Origin of the sequence: Mammaliicoccus lentus (genome assembly GCF_947036595.1) — a bacterium.
In the GTDB taxonomy this organism is placed as follows: Bacteria; Bacillota; Bacilli; order Staphylococcales; family Staphylococcaceae; genus Mammaliicoccus; species Mammaliicoccus lentus.
In genome coordinates this window covers 1,117,300-1,135,519 of record NZ_OX344834.1, presented here as the reverse complement: position 1 = coordinate 1,135,519, position 18,220 = coordinate 1,117,300, and the positions used below count along the sequence as shown (strand labels likewise).

At 31.4% G+C, this 18,220-nt stretch carries 17 protein-coding genes; 4 read left to right on the top strand and 13 right to left on the bottom strand.

The window, feature by feature from the left end; translation table 11 throughout:
• Positions 1-143: 143 nt before the first annotated feature.
• The 3 genes from ACNMOQ_RS05690 to ACNMOQ_RS05680 are packed head-to-tail and all read left to right on the top strand — an operon-like array spanning position 144 to position 2,573.
• Complete coding sequence (locus ACNMOQ_RS05690) at positions 144-779, top strand: GNAT family N-acetyltransferase (RefSeq protein WP_070044693.1); 636 nt, start codon at positions 144-146, stop codon at positions 777-779.
• Between the two features lie 11 nt (positions 780-790).
• Positions 791-1,435, top strand: a complete 645-nt coding sequence (locus ACNMOQ_RS05685) for a CBS and ACT domain-containing protein (protein WP_017000613.1) — start codon at positions 791-793, stop codon at positions 1,433-1,435.
• On the top strand, positions 1,428-2,573 hold the full coding sequence (locus ACNMOQ_RS05680; RefSeq protein ID WP_416350330.1) for an acetoin utilization protein AcuC: 1,146 nt from the start codon (positions 1,428-1,430) through the stop codon (positions 2,571-2,573). Before ACNMOQ_RS05685 ends, ACNMOQ_RS05680 begins: the two co-directional genes overlap by 8 nt.
• Before the next feature lie 37 nt (positions 2,574-2,610).
• On the opposite strand, the gene ccpA is transcribed toward ACNMOQ_RS05680, so the two are convergent.
• From ccpA to ACNMOQ_RS05625, 11 genes are all read right to left on the bottom strand, one after another.
• Positions 2,611-3,600, bottom strand: a complete 990-nt coding sequence (gene ccpA, locus ACNMOQ_RS05675) for a catabolite control protein A (protein WP_017000611.1) — start codon at positions 3,598-3,600, stop codon at positions 2,611-2,613.
• Positions 3,601-3,900: 300 nt separating this feature from the next.
• The gene (locus ACNMOQ_RS05670; RefSeq protein ID WP_064204367.1) at positions 3,901-4,980 is read right to left on the bottom strand and encodes a bifunctional 3-deoxy-7-phosphoheptulonate synthase/chorismate mutase; all 1,080 of its coding nucleotides are present in this window, start codon (positions 4,978-4,980) and stop codon (positions 3,901-3,903) included.
• Between the two features lie 305 nt (positions 4,981-5,285).
• Positions 5,286-5,915 (bottom strand): YtxH domain-containing protein, encoded by a 630-nt coding sequence (locus ACNMOQ_RS05665; protein ID WP_017000609.1) that lies wholly within the window; start codon positions 5,913-5,915, stop codon positions 5,286-5,288.
• Between the two features lie 91 nt (positions 5,916-6,006).
• Positions 6,007-6,558, bottom strand: a complete 552-nt coding sequence (locus ACNMOQ_RS05660; protein WP_017000608.1) for a DUF948 domain-containing protein — start codon at positions 6,556-6,558, stop codon at positions 6,007-6,009.
• An 82-nt stretch (positions 6,559-6,640) separates the two neighbouring features.
• The gene (gene murC, locus ACNMOQ_RS05655; RefSeq protein ID WP_064205241.1) at positions 6,641-7,951 is read right to left on the bottom strand and encodes a UDP-N-acetylmuramate--L-alanine ligase; all 1,311 of its coding nucleotides are present in this window, start codon (positions 7,949-7,951) and stop codon (positions 6,641-6,643) included.
• 22 nt (positions 7,952-7,973) lie between these two features.
• Positions 7,974-11,375 (bottom strand): DNA translocase FtsK, encoded by a 3,402-nt coding sequence (locus ACNMOQ_RS05650; protein WP_463675593.1) that lies wholly within the window; start codon positions 11,373-11,375, stop codon positions 7,974-7,976.
• Positions 11,376-11,382: 7 nt separating this feature from the next.
• Positions 11,383-11,988: a YtpR family tRNA-binding protein gene (ytpR, locus tag ACNMOQ_RS05645; protein WP_218688415.1), complete on the bottom strand. Its 606-nt coding sequence runs from the start codon at positions 11,986-11,988 to the stop codon at positions 11,383-11,385.
• A 15-nt stretch (positions 11,989-12,003) separates the two neighbouring features.
• Positions 12,004-12,879 carry a DUF1444 domain-containing protein gene (locus tag ACNMOQ_RS05640; RefSeq protein WP_017000604.1) on the bottom strand — a complete coding sequence of 292 codons (876 nt, stop codon included), beginning with the start codon at positions 12,877-12,879 and terminating at the stop codon, positions 12,004-12,006.
• A 142-nt stretch (positions 12,880-13,021) separates the two neighbouring features.
• A complete protein-coding gene (locus ACNMOQ_RS05635) occupies positions 13,022-13,336 on the bottom strand; it encodes a thioredoxin family protein (protein WP_017000603.1) in 315 nt (104 codons plus the stop codon).
• Complete coding sequence (locus tag ACNMOQ_RS05630) at positions 13,333-14,349, bottom strand: PTS sugar transporter subunit IIC (protein ID WP_017000602.1); 1,017 nt, start codon at positions 14,347-14,349, stop codon at positions 13,333-13,335. Before ACNMOQ_RS05630 ends, ACNMOQ_RS05635 begins: the two co-directional genes overlap by 4 nt.
• A gap of 144 nt (positions 14,350-14,493) precedes the next feature.
• Positions 14,494-15,570, bottom strand: coding sequence for a M42 family metallopeptidase (locus ACNMOQ_RS05625; protein ID WP_416350329.1), 1,077 nt, complete (start codon positions 15,568-15,570; stop codon positions 14,494-14,496).
• A 78-nt stretch (positions 15,571-15,648) separates the two neighbouring features.
• Between ACNMOQ_RS05625 and ACNMOQ_RS05620 the strand changes: the two genes are divergently transcribed.
• Entirely contained in the window at positions 15,649-15,963 is a 315-nt protein-coding gene (locus ACNMOQ_RS05620) for a hypothetical protein (RefSeq protein ID WP_017000601.1), read from the top strand.
• A gap of 46 nt (positions 15,964-16,009) precedes the next feature.
• Here ACNMOQ_RS05620 and ACNMOQ_RS05615 read toward each other — a convergent pair whose 3' ends face one another.
• Both ACNMOQ_RS05615 and ACNMOQ_RS05610 read right to left on the bottom strand, forming a co-directional pair.
• Entirely contained in the window at positions 16,010-17,209 is a 1,200-nt protein-coding gene (locus ACNMOQ_RS05615; RefSeq protein WP_064211699.1) for a MalY/PatB family protein, read from the bottom strand.
• Positions 17,199-18,041 carry a YtnP family quorum-quenching lactonase gene (locus tag ACNMOQ_RS05610; RefSeq protein WP_017000599.1) on the bottom strand — a complete coding sequence of 281 codons (843 nt, stop codon included), beginning with the start codon at positions 18,039-18,041 and terminating at the stop codon, positions 17,199-17,201. Before ACNMOQ_RS05610 ends, ACNMOQ_RS05615 begins: the two co-directional genes overlap by 11 nt.
• Positions 18,042-18,220: the final 179 nt, after the last annotated feature.

Sequence of the window (18,220 nt, the reverse complement as noted above, 5' to 3'; positions counted from 1 at the left end):
TCTCCCCTTTTATAAATGTAATCGTTTCCAATAAAGCCTGAGTCTATTATAATATAAGTAGATGATACTTTTCAAAAAAATTTGATTATTCAAAATAAACTTTATATTTACACATTACCATATTAATAGGAAGGAGGTATACTATGGACTATAAAAAGACCTTCATATCAGAAACTATACCCTTTACATCTGATTCTAATATAACAATTGAAGGTCCTGTAGAACCCGAAAAATTAAAAGAAATGACTTTTGATGAAGGGTTAGATAGTTTTCGCGTACCTAAGGAACAATTTGAAGCGCTAATAGAAATTTCTGAATTACCTGAAGGAAGAATTATTGTATGTAGAATAGATCAACATATTATCGGTTATACAACTTACGTTTATCCTGATCCACTTGAGCGTTGGTCAGATGGTAACCTACCCTATATCCTTGAGTTAGGTGCTATTGAACTTTCTTTAGAATACAGAAAATATGGACTTGGAAAGAAAATGCTTAAATTAGCTATGAAGTCACCAGAAATGGAAGATTATATCGTTATCACTACAGAATACTATTGGCATTGGGATTTAAAAAACAGTGGTTTAGATGTTTATGAATATCAAAAAATCATGCATAAAATGATGGCAGAAGGTGGTTTAGAAGTATTTGCGACTGATGACCCAGAAATAATCAGCCATCCTGCCAATAGTTTAATGGCAAGAATAGGAGCAAATATTAGCCAAGAGCAAATGGAAGCTTTCGACAGACTAAGATTTATGAATCGGTTTTTCTTTTAAGGAGGTATATTATGTTAGTTGAAAAAATTATGACTTCACCTTGTACAACAATTCAAGGTAACCAATCTATTGAAAATGCTTTAGAACTTATGACACAAAAAGAAATTAGGCATTTGCCAATTGTAAATGAAAAAGACGAATTGTTAGGAATTATTTCAGATAAAGATATAAAAATGGCTTTACCAAGCATTTTATCTGATGAAGACCCAAATAATAGTTTAAGTTTATCTGTTTCTAAAATTATGAGAAGAAATGTTATTAGATGTCATCCTTTAGATTTTGTAGAAGATATAGCTTTAGATTTTTACGAAATGGCAATTGGAGCTATACCAGTTCTCCGTGATAATAAAGTAATTGGTATCGTCACACAAAAAGATATGTTAAATACATTTTTAGAACTAACTGGTGTTACAATTCCTGGTTCTATAATTGAAGTACATATTGACGATAAAATTGGTGCATTACACGATATTACTGCTATATTTAAAGAACAAAATATTGATATATTAAACGTCCTTGCTTATGCTGATCAAGAAAATGTTAAGAAAAGATATCTTATGTTACGAGTAAAATCAATGAATCCTGAAAAAATATATAAATTATTGGAAGAAAAAAATTACCATGTCATATATCCATTTGGTATAAGAAATGACTAATGTTAAATATGTGTATTCAGAGGATTTATTGAAATATCGTTTTTCAGATAGTCACCCTTTCAATCAAATGCGTTTAAAGTTAACGACTGATTTGCTTATTGACCTAGGTGTGCTTAAATCTGAACATTTGATACAACCAAGAATAGCAACTGACGAAGAATTAGAACTCGTTCATGAACCGAGCTACATAGAAGCTATTAAAAAAGCAGGCAATGGAGATTTACCTATAGAAGAATATGATAAATATGGATTAAATAGTGAAGACACCCCTCAATTTGTAAACATGCATGAAAATAGTGCAAGAGTTGTAGGTGGAACTTTGAATGCAGTTGATGCAGTTATGTCTGGTGAAGCAAAGAGAGCATGCCATTTAGGTGGTGGATTACATCATGGATTCAAAGGGAAAGCAAGTGGATTTTGTATTTATAATGACAGTGCTGTTGCAATACAATATTTACAATCCAAATATAAACAAAGGGTTTTGTATATTGATACAGATGCACATCATGGAGATGGCGTTCAATGGTCATTTTATACTAATGAAGATGTTATGAATTATTCTATTCATGAAACAGGTCGATATTTATTCCCTGGAACAGGTGCCATTACTGAGCGTGGAGATGGTAAAGGATTTGGTAGAACTGTAAACATACCATTAGACGCATACACGGAGGATGAATCATATATAGACGTATTTAAAGAAACAGTAGAAGCTGTATGTAAAGCTTACAAGCCAGATATTATACTAAGTGTAAATGGTGTCGATATTCATTATTTAGATCCACTCACGCATTTAAGTTGTACTTTGAATACGTTATATCAAATACCATATATCGTAAAAAATCTAGCAGACGAATATTGTGATGGTAAAGTCATTATGATCGGTGGAGGCGGATATAATATTTGGAGAGTTGTACCTAGAGCTTGGTCTCATGTTTGGTTTGCTTTAAATAATCTTGATACCCCAAAAGGAAATATACCACAGACTTGGCTTGATAAATATCAAAGCAGCGCTCCGTTTCCTTTACCAAAAACATGGATAGATGAAAAAGATGATTATATGGAAATACCAAGAAAAACCGAAATAACTGAAAAAAATAATAACACGAAATTAAGAATTTTAGAGTGGTATAAATAAAAAAGAGGGAGATTCGTTTATCGAATTCCCTCTTTTATTATTTAGTTGTGCCTCTATATTCTATTCTATACGGCAATATAACATTAGGCTCGTCAATTTGTTCGTCATTCATATATTTAGTTAACAATCTCATTCCAACAGCTCCAATGTCATAAAGCGGTTGAGTAACACTTGATAATTGTGGTCTAACCATATGAACAAGTCTTGTGTTATTAAAGCTGACAACTTGCAATTCTTCAGGTATTTTAACACCTGCATCTTGAGCAGCATGAACAATACCAATTGCTTGTTCATCACTTATACAAAGAATTGCATCAGGATTAGCTTGAGATACTGTCTCATATGCTTTACTGCCATCTTTATATGTTTCATTACCAACATATTTAGCATTGTCATTAATATCTAGACCAGCCTCTTCTAATGCAGACTCAAGACCTTGGATTGCATCGTCTTGTGCTTTCTCTGAGTATCCACCACCAACAAATGCAAACTTCTTAGCACCGTTCTCAATAAGTGTATTTGCTATTTCTTTACTAGCTTGTGTGTAATTAATGTTTACAGATGCTAATTTTGATTCTTTATCATTTGTTCCAGATACTACAACTGGTACAGATGATTTCTCAATTAACTCAACAGTTTCGTCAGTTAATGTTCCACCAAGGAAGATAATACCATCAACTTGTTTACTCAATAAGTTGTTAAATATTTCTTGTTCTTTATCACTATCGTTATCAGAGTTAGAAATAATTGTATGATATTTATACATTGTTGCTATATCTTCTAATCCTCTTGCTAATTCAGAATAATAAACATTCGAAATATCTGGTATAATTACGCCAACTGTTGTAGTTTTTTTACTTGCTAAACCACGTGCAACAGCATTTGGTCTATAGTTTAATCTCTTAATAACTTCGTTTACTTTATCTCTAGTTGACGGTTTAACATTTTGGTTACCATTTACAACACGAGATACAGTAGCCATTGAAACTTTTGCTTCTCTTGCTACATCATATATTGTTACAGTCATAATATCCTCCCATTTTTGAAAACGTTTTCTAGTACATTCTATCACGTTTTCATATTGTTTTCAAAGCATATGAAAGCGAACTCACAATTACTCATTATAAGATATTCATAAACTCTTGTCGATAAAAGAAACTTAAGTTTTTAAAAGAAAGTGTAAAATGAAAATTGTTTTTCAGAAAACGGCGATAAATTAAACTATACCACATAAAGCTTATGTTTTTCCATAATAAAATCCCTCTAAAGTGAACACATATTATGTTTACTTAAAGGGATAATATTAATAAATATTTTTTAATTGAGCTTATTTCTCATAAAGTTTTGCAGCTTTTACAATTTCTTTGTAAAATGCATCAAACTCATTTAAATCCATTTGTTGTCCAGCATCACTTAATGCTACTGATGGATCTGGATGTACTTCTGCCATAACACCATCAGCTCCTACTGCTAATGCTGCTTTAGCACATGGTAACATGATATCTTTACGGCCAGTACTATGTGTAACGTCAACCATAACTGGTAAGTGTGTACCTTGTTTTAAGATTGGAACAGCTGAAATATCTAAAGTATTTCTAGTTGCTTTTTCATACGTTCTAATACCACGTTCACATAGGATGATATTGCTATTACCTTGTGAATGTATGTATTCTGCAGCGTAAATAAATTCTTCAATAGTTGCAGATAATCCGCGTTTTAATAATACAGGTTTATTCGTTTTACCTGCTTCTTTTAATAACTCAAAGTTTTGCATGTTACGAGCACCTATTTGGAATACATCTAAGTAGTCGTCTGCTAATTCAAAGTGAGCAGGGTTTACGATTTCACTTACAACATTTAAACCGTATTTATCTTTAGTATTTTTTAAAATTTGTAGACCTTCTTCTCCAAGCCCTTGGAAATCATATGGAGATGTACGTGGTTTGAATGCGCCACCTCTTATGAATTTCTCGCCTCTATTAGCTAAATCTTGTGCTACTGTATCTACTTGTTCTTGTGACTCTACAGAACATGGACCAAATACAAATTGCTTTTTATTATTACCTACTATTGCACCATTATCAAACTGTACGATAGTATCTTCTGGTTTTAATTTACGAGAAACATATAAATGTTTTTCATTTTCAGATTTTTGTAAGTCAGTTGAAGCTTTAAATATTTCTTTAAATAATTGCTTAATAGTATTATCGTTAAATGGTCCTTTATTAGCGTCAATTAATTTATTTAACATTTCTTTTTCACGCTGTGGATCATAAACTTGAGTACCTTGTTTACTTTTTTCTTCACCAATCTTTTTAGCTAGGTCACCACGTTCTGATAACAATCCTAAAATTTCGTCATTAATTTCTTCTACTCTCTGTCTTAAATTCTCTAATTCATTTGTCATCCTCTTCACCTCATGTAAACAATTTAACTCACATACTTTAAAGCGATAAAATATATAAGTGATTAGATAGTAGTATAACAATTAAAATCGAGCTATTCAACCTTAATTGTTATTTTTCTGAAAATAATTATAATTTATGTTTATGTTATATATAATACCTCATATGTATAAATATTAAAAAGAAAGTGGAACAGAAATCTCATTTTTTTAAAAGAGATTGTAATCCCACCTTTGTTAGCTACTGCCAATATAATAAATCAGGCTGAGACATTAATATGTCTCAGCCTGGCTTCTATCTTTAATGCTTACTTTTTATCAAAAGTCTTTTTTTCTACTACTGTTTTAGGTCCTTTTAGATCTTCATCATTAACTTCAGACTTAATCGCACCTTTTTGTGCTTTTAATTCTTCGTCATCGACATCGTCAGCTGTTACAACATTTTTGTTTGCTTTCTTTTCAGCTTGTTTAGATTTTACTTCGTCAGCTTTTTTCTTTGTTTCTGTTTTTTTCTCTTCAGCTTTTGCTTTAGCTTGTTCTGCTTTATCAGCTGCTTCTTCTTTCTTTTCTTCAGTTTTAGCTTTTACTTCTTCTTTTTTGTCTTCAGCTTTAGCTTTTACTTCTTTTGCTTTTTCAGTTGCTTCTTCTTTCTTTTCTTCTGCTTGTGTACGAAGTTCTTCAGCTTTTGTTTGAGCTTGAGCTTTTAAATCGTCTGTTTTAGTTTTAACATCTTCAATAATTTTATTTGACTGTTCGCTTAAATCATCTTGAAGAGCTCTACCTGATTTAGGAGCTAATAATAAACCGGCAATCCCACCTACTACTGTTCCTAAAATCACACCAAATACAAAATCTCTACCACTTGTATTATTTTCATGTTTTGCTTCATATGTTTCTAAACCATGTGTATATAAATCTCTATTATATTGATTTTCCATCAATAAAACCTCCTGTTTAAATTAATTAATGTTAATAGACAATAAAATGTTTGAGGCTGAGGCATTTAATTATGTCTCAGCCTCATTAACTTTATTTTTTCAATCCTGCATTAATTTTATCTTCGTCTAATTTATCACCAGACGTCGTTTGTTCATTATAATCTTTAGGAACTTCCGCTTCATAATCTTTAGAAGTCGTTGTACCATTTTTAAATGAAGCATAACTTCTACGATTCTTCCTCATTTGCCATTTGTCTGCAACTTCCATTGCAACATTTGACCATTGTACTACTTGAGAAATTTTATCTTCATTTTGAGAGATATTATGCGTAATTGAATTTGTAACTCTATCTACTGAAGAGTTAAGTGTTTGTACTGAATCTCCAACACCTTTAACTGCATCTACAACAGAATTTAAACGTAATGATTTATCTTGAATATCTTCAGTTAAGCGGTTTGCTTTGTGAAGTAAGTCAGTTGATTCACGTGTAATTCCTTGTATTTGGCCTTGAATGCCATCTAAAGTTTCATTGATTCCTTTAACTGTTTTTAATAATTGCACTAAGAACATTGCTAATACTACACAAATAACTAAAAATGCAATAGCAGCAATAATACCTGCTAATGGTAATAACCAATCCATACTGAACGCCTCCTAATAATTATAAAACTTAATATGATTTACTAATATTTAATACCCTTAATCATTATGCATAAACATAATATTATGATTCAGTAAGAGTACTCACATAGGCTCTTTGAACTTTTTGTATGTCTCCAGCGCCCATAAATAGTATAACACCATTTGAATGGTTTTTAAGTTGTGAAACTGTTTCTTCACTAATTAATTTTGAATTTTCAATTAACGCTTGTAGATCATTTATTGTTAATTCACCTTGTTGCTCTCTTATAGAACCAAATATATCACATAAATAAACTTGATCCGCTTGATTTAAGCTTTCTGCAAATTCATTTAAAAATGTTTCAGTTCTTGAAAAAGTGTGTGGTTGAAATACTGCTATCACTTCTTTTTCAGGATATTTTTTTCTCGCTGACTCAATTGTAGCATTAATTTCCCTTGGATGATGTGCATAATCATCTATTAAAACTTGATTATCATAAAAACTTTCACTAAATCTTCTTTTTACACCGCCAAATGTTAATAATGCTTCTTTTATATTATTAATATCTAAGTTTTCTAAATAACATACTGCAATAACTGCAAGTGCATTTAATACATGGTGGTCTCCATACATAGGTGTCGTAAATGAACCTATATATTGCTTACCATTTTTAAAGTAAACATCAAAAGTAGTGCCTTTTGAAGAAGTTTGAACGTTTTCAGCATAAACATCATTTTCATTTTCAAATCCATAAAAATAAATCGGAATATCTGCTTTTATTTTTCTTAATTCTGCGTCGTGGCCCCAAGCTATAATAGCTTTCTTTACGTTATTTGCCATTTCTTGAAAGGCATTCGTCACATCTTGTAAATTCTTGAAGTAGTCGGGGTGATCGAAATCAATATTTGTCATAATTGCATAATCAGGGTAGTAACTTAAGAAATGCCTTCTATATTCACATGCTTCAAATGCAAAATAAGAACTATCAGGTAAGCCCATACCCGTTCCATCCCCAATTAAAAATGATGTTTTTTGATCACCATTCATTACGTGAGAAAGCAAACCAGTTGTTGAAGTTTTTCCGTGAGCACCTGTTACTGCTACAGAAGTATATTGAGACATAAATTCACCTAAGAATATGTGATATCTTTTAACTTCAAGACCTAACTCGTATGCTTTAGCAATTTCGGGATGAGTATCAGGAAAAGCATTTCCAGCTATAACTGTCATACCTTCATGAATATTTTCTACATCAAAAGGTAATATTTTTATTCCTTTATTTTTCAATGCAATTTCAGTAAACACTGTATTTTCTATATCAGAACCTTGTACATTATGGCCCATGTCATGCATAATTTGTGCTAAAGAACTCATTCCAGCCCCTTTTATTCCGACAAAATGAAATAATGTCATTTCATGTCACTCCTTCTATTTCTTATATGTTAGTTTTTCCATTTTCTAATGTATCTTTTGAAATTAAAACCTCTCTCGGTTTCGAGCCATTTGGTCCTGAGATAAAGCCGTTTGCTTCTAAGTTATCAATCATTCTAGCAGCTCTATTATAACCAATTTGGAAATGCCTTTGTATCAATGACGTAGATATATGACCTTCATTAACCATAAATTCACATACATCATCAAATAGTGCATCAGCTGGTTGCTCATTCACTTTTTTCAATAATGTTTCTTGTTTAAATAAATAGTTAGGTTCCATTTGATCGCTTACATAGGAAACTGTTTCGTCAATTTCATCATCTGACACAAATGCACCTTGTACTCTAATCGGTTTATTCATACCATTTCCTAGATATAACATATCACCGTTACCAAGTAGTTTTTCAGCACCACCAACATCAAGAATTGTTCTAGAATCTATAGAAGATGAAACCATGAATGATATTCTAGTAGGAACATTTGCTTTTATCAATCCTGTAATAACATTTACAGATGGTCTTTGTGTAGCTAAAATCATGTGAATACCACATGCTCTCGCTTTTTGTGCAATCCTAGCTATTGATTGTTCAACTTCTTGTGGAGACATCATCATTAAATCTGCTAATTCGTCTATTACAATTACAATTTTAGGCATGCGTTTTTCATAAGTGGCTTTCTTATTATAAGCCGTAATATTTCGAACATGCAATTCCGCAAACTCTTTATACCTTTTTTCCATTTCTTCTACAGCCCATTTAAGACTTGCTGTAGCAGCTTTAACATCTGTAATAACTGGTGAAACTAGATGTGGTAAATCGTTATATGGCGCTAGTTCTACCATTTTTGGATCAATGAGTAGCAACTTCAATTCATCAGGATGATTTTTGTATAACAAACTCGTCAAAATTGCGTTGATACATACTGACTTTCCTGAACCAGTAGCTCCAGCTATTAATGCGTGCGGTGTTTTTGAAATATCCATTAATAAAGGTTCATTATTAATCTTAAAGCCCATAGCTACTGTTAATTTACTTTCAGCTTGTTGAAAAGCTTTAGATGTAATCATTTGACCTAATGGTATTTTTCTAGGTGTTTGATTTGGCACTTCAATACCTACTAAACTCGTTCCTGGAATTGGCGCTTCGATTCTTATATCTTTTGCTGCTAATGCCATTTTTATATCATCTTGAAGTGCTGTAATTCTTGAAACTTTAACGCCTTTTTCTACAGATAGTTCAAAGCGAGTTACAGTTGGCCCTTGTATCATATTGACAACATGAGCAGGTACATTAAAGTGATAAAACGCTTCGTCTAATTCTTTTTTCTTCTCTTCTAACCATTCTGTATTATCCTCTTGTTCAACTACATCGTCTAAAATTGTCAATGGTGGTAATACAAATGATGGTCCTTTACGTTTTGTCACTGTTTCAAGGCTCTCGTTGTCGAAATCATTATTCGTCTGATTATTTTCAGAAGCATTATTCACTTTAGTTTCTTGCTTTACATTTGTTGAAGTCTGATTTTTAAATGTATGATATTTCTTTTTATCTGAAGGCGTCATAACAACATTAAATGGAGATGATTTTTTATTATTAGGTTTAAGTACTGGTTCTAAAGATTTCTTTTTATTTTTTGGTTCATCTCTCAACTGTGACTTATCTTCAAGTTCTTCGTTTGATTCAGAGATTTCAACTTTAGATTGAGTATCTTCAGTTTCATTTAATTCTTTTTCTGATGTCGTAAACTCATCATCTATAAATGACAGTTCTTCGTCGTCATCTTTTTCTTCAAAGTCTTCATTAGTCGTTTCTGGGACTTCTTCAAATTCAATATCATCTTCTACAAAATTATCTTCTACAAAATTATCTTCTTTGAAATTATCGTTATTTTCATTTCCATTAAAGGACGAGTCTACCCCTTCTATAACTTCTTCTTCAAAATATTCATTAGAGATTTCTGGAACTTCCTCAAATTCAATATCATCTTCTACAAAGTTTTCTTCTTCGATACTATTATATTCACTTTCATTAGGAACACGCTTTATTTCTGTATCTTCAACTTCTTCAAATTGTAAATCTGAGGATTTCGCTGTTTCTTCTACTGGTTCTGTATTTTCAGATTGATTATCTAAAGACTCATTATTTGATTCTTCTGTAGCTAATTCTGTTAATTCTTCAAACTGTACGTCTAAATCTTCTGAGTTTTCTTCTTTAGCTGGTTCTATTCCATCGATTTCTTCAACATCAAGATTTTCTTCTTGTTGTTGTTTTTGTTCTTCTGGTTCTTCATCAATATCCAAATTTATTTCTTTAAATTCATATGTAGTCATGTCGTTTACATCTGGTTGCAATGACTCTTTAGAGCTTTCTTCTTCAAATTTCAACTCATTTTCGTCACTGTTAGGTTGTGTAATATAATCATCTGATGACTTAATGTCTTCAGTTGTAGTTTCTTCAGTGTTATCTTCCGGCTCTTCATCGATTTGATTATTTTTAATAAAAGATGCCTGTTTTTTGAAAAATTCGTCTTGTTGTTTAATTTGAGATTTTTCTTCTTCAGATTGAATATTTTGTAGTTCTTGTTCTCTTTTTTCTCTTAAAGCTTTTTCAAATTGTTTTTTCTTTTGAAGCTTCTTTTCTCGCTCTTTTCTAATTTCAGAAACAATTTGAGAAGCGTATATATTTTCAATATTTATAGTATTGTCCGTCTTTGAATAAGTGGGCGTATCACGTACCACTTCACTATTGCTACTTTGATTATTAGTGCTCTCATATCCGTTACTATCTTTGTTATCTTCTTCTTTGATGTTAGAAGTATCAGGTGTAGAAGGTTCTTTTAAACCACTGTTTGGAACATCTTTTTGTTTTCTCATTCCAAATATAGCAGAAGGCACTTCTGAAGCGTGAAACTTGGGTTGATTTAAAGAAGATAATCTTCGATTGAAAGCATCGTCTTCTTTATCATGAACAGATTTCTTTTTGAAAACTGAAGAATATTGTTCAGTGCTAGAAGGTCTTGTTAAACGTTTGTTCTCATAAACACCCTTCTCTTTTTTAGGTTGTGGTTCAGAGGGTGCTTCTTCTCCGTCATGACTTCTTCTGCGACGCCTTCTTCTATTTGTTGGATATGACGCTTCATTTTCATTATAAAATCGCTCATCATAGTAGTTATATTCTTGTTGTGAATCATGCTCTTGATCAGAATTTTGTTCAGTCTCTGTTTCAGTTTCAGCGTCAACATCCATATCTATTGGAAATCTAAATTTACCTCTTGGTCTTTTATAAATTTCTTCGTTTACTTCTTCATCTTCTGAACCATGGTCAAAAGAAATATTTTCATTTTCTTTTTCTTTATTTTTTTGTTTATTTTTAGACTGACCGAATATATCATCAAACCAACTCATAGGTTCACTACCTTTCATCTTCAAAAAATGGTGTTCCTACAGTATAACTATCATCTAATACCATTATACCTTTTTCTTTCGGAGCACCTTCTAAATCTAGCTCTTTCATAGAACAAACCATGCCACTTGAAGGAACGCCACGTAATTCTGCGTCTTTAATAATCATACCACTTGGCATAACTGCTCCTACTTTAGCTACGACTACTTTTTGATCTTGCTCTATATTTGGAGCTCCGCATACAATTTGTAATGTTTCGTTTCCAACATCGATTTTACATACAGATAATTTATCTGCATCCGGATGTTTAGATTTTTCTTTAACAAACCCTACTACAAATTTAGGTGATAAATCAACTTCTAATTTATAGTTGATATTATTCTTTTCTAGTAAATCTTGAATACTACTAACATGTTTTTCTTCAGTTTTGATATTTCCGTTTCCTTCAATTTGAACATATTTAGAAGCATTAAAAATATTAAAACCAACAATGTTGCCATCGCTTTTTATAATTGTAATATCATTTTGATTTTCATATTCCAAACTTTCTGTTGATGGTTCTAATGAAACTAACAATACATCCCCAATACCATTTTTATTATAAAATAAATTCATAATTATAACTCCTTATCATTTCTTTTCATTATTTTTCATATTTTTAAATATTTCTCTATTTTTTTCTAATCTTTCTATTACTTCTTTATTCCTTTTACGTGAATGATTTTTACCTAATATAAATATAGGTTCTAATGGTTCATCCGGTTTGTAAGAGAATGACAGCGAAGTTATAGGCACTAAACCATTTTGGAAGAAATGCATATTCATTTGCGCTACCACATCATAGCCTATTTCATTTTTGATGTCACAAATAACCAACACATCTTGATGAGGTGTTGCAAGAAGCATTTCTCCTTCGATATTTTGATAAACATCCTTAAGGAATGACTGATTTAAAATTCTAGAAGCATCATATCCATCATTTGTATTCACAAAATAAAATGTATTGCCTTGTACTTCATCAGATTTATATGATGTTTTTCTTTTTTTAATGTTAAATAAAGCTTGTTCTTTTATTTGATTATGAGACATATTTAGTTCTTCTAACATAGATTCATCGATTAATCTATAAGTGTTGCCTAAATCCAACGCATAATAAATGTTTGTTTCGGCTGTATGTTCATCTATTATAAATGGAGTACCTTCTTTAGTTTCTTTATGGAAACTTGTAGATCTAATTACAGGTAATATTTCTATTTTACTTATTTCCTTAGTAGATTCATCTTGCATTGCATGAATTGTTTCAGTTACATAATAAACAATTTCATCTACAATTTTATCTCCACTATTTTTATACTTTGCAATAATTGGTGAAATTTTTACTGATAAACCTTTTTGGTTATCTTTACGTTCAATTCTTAAACTTTCATCTTCTCTATCAAACTTGAAATTAGCATCTAATGATTTCAAGCGTTCTTTTAGTAAATCTCTCATTTGAAAGACATTCATACATAACACTCCTATTTTTATACCTTTATCTAGTTTACAACAAATTAGCGCCATGTTACAGTGATAAACTTATTTAAATCAATGAAAAAAGTAGGTTTCGAGAAATAAAATCAACTTTTATTTCAACCTACTTTTTTTCGATTTATTTCTTCAATCCTTCTATAAATTCACTTATTTGTTCTATAGTTTTTCTTTCTTTTCCAACATATCTTCCTAGTTCTTTTTGATTATCAAATGCTACAAAACTCGGAATACCCATCACACCAACTTCTTGGCATAATTCAATAAATTCATCTCTATCTACCGAGACGAACTGATAATCATTGTATTTTTGTTCTAATGCCGGTAAATCTGGGTCAATAAAATGGCAATCAGGACACCATGAAGCCGTGAACATGAAAACGGTTGGGTCATTTGTTAATTGATTAAATTCTTCTATTGATGTTAATTGTTTCATTTTTTTACACTTCCTATCATAATTGTTTGTTGTCCACCTTTAATCATATGATATCTTTTCAGTATATGATAAACAAATAAACTGACTACAGCCGGTAATAAGAAATGGAAGAATAAAATTTGTAACCATACTTCTGTAGATGCGCCCATCGTTTGTATTGTCATAATTTGACCAACAAACCCACTTGAACCCATGCCAGCTCCTGCTGCATTATTTTCCATCGGCCAAAACACTGTCATTATTGGAGCTACTACAATACTGGCTACTACAGGTGGAATTAAAATAAATGGGTGTTTTAAGTAATTTGAAATTTGTAACTTACTTGTTCCAATTCCGTGTGCAATGATACCTGAAATACCATTATCTCTATATCCTGTTACTGCAAATCCTACCATGTGACAACATCCACCAATAGTGGCTGCTGCTGCGGCTGTTCCACTCAAACCTAACATTAAAGATAAAGCTGCACTAGAAATCGGACTAGATAAAGTCATTCCTACTAAGCAACTTACGAATATTCCCATCAATAAAGGCTGTTGTTCCGTGCTTATTTGGATCCAATTTCCTAAGTGTTTCATAAACGCATCGATAAATGGTGCGATAAATTTCGCAATACAAACACCTACTAATAATGTCAAAATTGGAGACAAAATAATATCTATTTTAGTTTTCCCTGAATATACTTTTCCTAATTCACTTGCAAAGACTGAAGATAAATAACTGCCAACCGCCCCTCCTTGTTCGTAACCATACATACCAGTTACTACTGTTGCAAAAATGATGAGCGGCGAGGCGCCTAAACCATAACTAACAGCTACCCCTACCCCAGCTCCAGTTAAATTTTGTGCTAACTTTCCTATTTCAATCATTATTGATGTATCAAAATATGTATTCAATGTACGGCCAAGTGTTTCAATTATAAGTCCTACAATTAAAGTACTAAATAAACCTAAAGCCATATAACTTAATCCATCTATAATCGTTCTACTAAAAAAAGATTTTATTTTGATCATTATTCACACTCCTTAAAAAAGATTATACTATAAAAAAACACATATCATTATTAAATTTAATATTAATAACGACATGTGTCTTATATAATTAACCTTAATAATAGCAAGATATAGAATTTAACTATCTGCTAGTTTATTTAAATTCTAATTATATTTTAAATGTTCGATTTTTTCTTTATTAATGTCTTGAACAATTTCTACTAATAATTGTTTAGCATTTAAATAATCTCTAACATCATATATCGCTTTACTTGTATGAATATAACGAGCACAAACACCAATAACTGCAGTTGGTATACCTGTTAATGCTTTATGAATCTCACCGCCATCTGTACCTCCCGGCGATTGGAAATATTGATGATTAATATCTTTTTCTTCAACTATATTAATTAAATAGTCTCTCATTCTTTCAGATAAAATCATAGTTCTATCAAGAATTCTTATTAACACACCTTCACCTAGTGATCCAGATAATCCGATATGACCTTTCATATCATTGGCAGGTGAACAGTCTACTACTAAGGCTATGTCAGGTTCTATTAAGTTAACACTTGCTGAAGCACCGCGTAATCCAACCTCTTCTTGTACGTTAGCGCCTACATATAAATCAACATCTAAATCAATATCTTTAACTGCTTCTAATAATTCTAACCCAACTAAACATCCATATCTATTATCCCATGCTTTAGCTAAAATTCTGTTTTCAGTGAGTTGCTCTAGATTTGTTCTAGGTACAATTGTATCTCCAATATTGATTCCCATATCTTTAAGTTGTTGCATATTTTCTGCTCCAACGTCTAACAACATATCTTCAATTGCAACACCAGATTCTTTACCAGTTCTAAAATGTTTCGGAATACTACCTACTACGCCATTGTAATATTGATTATCTCTTGTTTTTAATTGCAACGTTTGTGATAACCATACATCAGATGATACACCACCTAAAGGTGTGAATTTCAACATGCCTTCTTTTGTCATTTCTGTTACCATAAATCCAATTTCATCCATATGGGCTGCAACTAAAACTTTTGGTGCATTTTCTTTTTTAGATTTTTTTACACCATAAATACTCCCCATATTATCTCCGATTATTTCGTCAACAAAAGGTTTCATTTGTTCTTTTAAATATTCACGAGCTTCACCTTCAAAGCCAGGTACAGCATGTAATTCAGTCAAAGTTCTCATTCTATTTATTGTTTCTTGTCCAATTTGTGTCATAATGATTCTCCTTGCTAAAATTTTATCTATCATTCTTTCTTTATGGTACACTAGATTTAAGTTAAAGGAGGCATGGTCATGCAAAATAATAAGTTGCGACTAGTCATGTTATTGTTTTCAATTTTTACTGGTATAGGGATTCTTACAGCATTAATTTACTTTAAACAATTTAAACATTACAGCTGCGAAGAAATTTTAAAACAAGTAAAAAGCCAATTTAATGACGTTGAAGGTTCTTACATTTTACATATCCCAAAGACCTACCAAAAGTTTGGTATTGAAACTAAAGTAGTTCATGGTGGAATAACAATTAACAAAAATGGTAGCCCAGTCCATTACGAATTTATTGCCGATGCTTTCAATGGTCAAGTTATAGACATTTATGAAATTTAATTTTCAAAGAAAACATAACGTACATTTTTTGTACGTTATGTTTTCTTTATTCTATTTCATCGTTGTCTAAAGCGTTAAATGATTGTTTAATAGCTTCTAATCCACCAATTAATTTATCTTCACTACATGCTACATTAAGTCTAAAGTGATGACTTTCATCAAGCTCATATGAATTTCCAATACCAGTCGCGATTTTACCAACAGACTGTAACGCTTTTTGTACTTTTTCCTCACTATAACCACTATTTGAGAAATCAATCCATGCTAAATATGTCGATTCAGGCTTAATGAAACTTAATTGATCTGACATTTCATTATCTACGAATTCTTTTAAAATTCTCATATTTCGTTCTATATGATCGTTTAATTGATCAACCCACTCTTCAGCTTGGTTATATGCAACTTTTACCGCCTCTACCGCTAAAGTATTTGCAGCTGCAAGTCCATAATAAGTTCCTAGTTTTCTATTAAATTGCATTGTAAAATAGCGATGTTTTGTAATCATATAGCTACTTGCTAAACTAGCTAAGTTAAATGTCTTTCCTAAGCCTGTTACCACTAAAATTGGAGAATCTAACTGCATAAGATTTGCCATAGAATAAAAGCCGTTTTCACTTCTTACAAAATCCATATGAATTTCATCAGAAACTATAAACACATCATGTCTCTCACATATTTCTTTTATTTGCTCACATTCTTCTTTAGTCCAAACTTTACCTGTTGGATTGTGAGGATTACAAAATACTAAAACTTTCACATCTTCCCTAGAAGCTACTTTTTCAAATTGTTCTACGTCTAATTTATAGCCTTCATCAGTTTGGATAAGAGGAGATTCAACTACCTCTCTTTTATTTCCTTCTATAAGGTTAAGAAAAGCATTATAAGATGGTGTATGAATAAGAACACCTTCGCCTTCTTTCGTAAATTCACGAATCACTTCTGTGACTGTGAATAATATACTTGGCACATAGTATATATCATTTTTTTGAACGTTAACGCTGAATCTTTTTTTATACCAATTTTTAATCGCATTTAAATATTCATCTTGTTTCCACACTAAATAACCAAAATGTGCTTGATCTAATTTATTTTTCAAATGTTCTATAATAAATTCAGGCGTTTTAATATCCATATCAGCTATCCAAAATGGTTCTAAATTCTCGTAATCATATACTTTTTGTTGCCCGTCATAAGCAACTGTAGCTGTACCTCTTCTATCGATAACTTCATCAAAATTATACTTCAATTAGCTCATCCCTTCTGATATCGTTTTTAATTTTTCTCGTTTCATCATCAATCTTAACTGCAAAATGATTAATATCGTGATAAAACAAGAACCAATAATTTTCTTTTATATATTTTTGTATTAATCTTTCTTTAGCATTAATAGAATCCATAGGATAATCGTCATATGCTGTAACCCAAAGTGGATTTAAGTGTGCAAATGTTGGAAATATATCTGCCATATGAACTGCTTTTTCCCCATTGCTTTCAATTTCAATAACTGAATGTCCCGCGCTATGGCCTCCTGTATGTTTCATCGTTATACCAGGTATAACTTCAAATTCATCTTTGAATGTAACAACTTGATGTTCAATATTTTTATGGTTTTCTTCCCAATAAGTAGACTTACTTCTAATATTGGGCGCTCTCATTTCATTCCACTCTATTTGCGAAGTGTATATGACAGCATTTTTAAATACAGATTGACCATCCGGCGTTGTTAGCCCACAAGCATGATCAAAGTGCATATGTGACATAATTACAATATCTATATCATCAACTGTTAAGTTAAATTGTTCTAAAGAACCATGTATATCACTTTCATATGTAGCTCCATAATTACGTTTTTGTTTTTCAGTAAATTTTCCATTACCCACACCAGTATCAATAATCATATTATGATTATTATTTTGTATTAAAATAGGATGACATACTAGTGGTATTTGATTGCGTTCATTACACGGATACTTCTTCGTCCATAATGGTCTTGGTACAACACCAAACATGGCTCCACCGTCCATATTCGTAATACCACCTTGTAATGGATATAAATTGAATTCTCCAATATTAAACAATATATTCCCCTCCATTCATTATTATTATTTTATCATTTATTATTATAATGAACACCCATCAAGGTTTAGATAAATATGTTTTGTGATGGTAAAAGAGTAGTTGTGAGCGCTATGTTGCACGTCGACCTTCTCTTGCAACTTTCGGGGACGCTATGTTGCACATGGACATCGTCTTGCTA